We start from the raw sequence: 1,396 nt of genomic DNA, 5'->3' as shown, positions 1-1,396 counted from the left end.
AGTTTGTTTCCATGAAATCTGACGGTTGCCATGAATAATAGAAGCTTGGTCTGGGTAGATATAAGCTGCGCGCTCTAAATAGCGCAGAGGGGATAACGCAACAAAGTTTGCGGGTGTGCGTGGTAATTCGTTATAGGCACTAACCATGTGAAACAACTCCATGTTCTATTTTTTAATTCATTCTTTGAAAATATGGCTTAATAGTAATCAAAGCATTAATGCTTTAGTCTTAAAGAGAAATACCTCCCAGTCAGAAAATGAGCAGAAATGCTATTTTCAACATCTTAAATCAGTTCTGATGAATAATTATCCTATTTATGTATTTCTGAAAATTTAGCTAGGTCTTTATTAAAGTCATTTATTGCTGTTTACCGTATAAGCAAAATGTATTTATGATTTTATGAGTACAAAGGTTTTCACTTGGCTTGAACAAGTGTAAAATCTTTCAGGTTTTTAATTTTGATTTACACCGTTTTTATATTTTGAGGCTTGCCTCGATCATAATCTCGCGGTGAAATGCTCCTTCGTATAGGGCATCACTCCTTAAGGATTTTTTTATGCCAATTATCACATTGCCAAATGGCGATCAAAAGAGTTTTGATCACCCTGTATCTGTTATGGAAGTCGCTCAAAGTATTGGGCCTGGTTTAGCAAAAAATACCGTTGCTGGACGAGTAAATGATCGCTTAGTTGATGCATGTGACTTAATTACCGAAGACTCGACCTTACAAATTATCACTCCAAAAGATGAAGAAGGTCTTGAGATCATTCGCCACTCTTGTGCACACCTTGTAGGGCACGCAGTAAAACAGCTTTTCCCTGAAGCAAAAATGGTGATTGGTCCGGTCATCGAAGAAGGTTTCTATTACGATATCTGGATGCCACGTCCTTTTACACTAGATGATATGGCAGCGATTGAAGAGCGCATGAAAAAGCTCATCGATCAAGATTATGACGTTATCAAAAAAATGACACCGCGTGATGAAGTCATCAAAGTATTCACTGACCGCGGCGAAGAATATAAATTACGTCTTGTGGAAGACATGCCTGAAGAAAAAGCAATGGGCTTGTACTACCACCAAGAATATGTAGATATGTGTCGTGGTCCGCACGTACCGAACACAAAATTCTTAAAATCATTCAAGCTTACTAAAATCTCTGGTGCTTACTGGCGTGGTGATGCGAAGAATGAACAGCTTCAACGTATCTATGGTACTGCTTGGGCTGATAAAAAACAGTTAGCAGCTTACATCAAGCGTATTGAAGAAGCTGAAAAGCGTGATCACCGTAAAATTGGTAAAGCGTTAGACTTGTTCCATATGCAAGAAGAAGCACCGGGTATGGTGTTCTGGCATGCAAATGGCTGGACTATTTATCAAGTACTAGAACAGTACAT

The 1,396-nt window shown here is 38.6% G+C and carries 2 protein-coding genes; one reads left to right on the top strand and one right to left on the bottom strand.

From position 1 onward, the window contains the following. Positions 1-147: hypothetical protein (locus VXQ92_RS17975; RefSeq protein WP_416682724.1), on the bottom strand; the 147-nt coding region annotated here is incomplete at its 3' end. A 410-nt stretch (positions 148-557) separates the two neighbouring features. Here VXQ92_RS17975 and VXQ92_RS17970 point away from each other — a divergent pair. Beyond that, positions 558-1,396: TGS domain-containing protein (locus tag VXQ92_RS17970; RefSeq protein WP_416682723.1), on the top strand; the 839-nt coding region annotated here is incomplete at its 3' end.

This window comes from Acinetobacter sp. 228, assembly GCF_048147885.1.
This window is presented reverse-complemented; position numbering and strand designations above follow the sequence as displayed.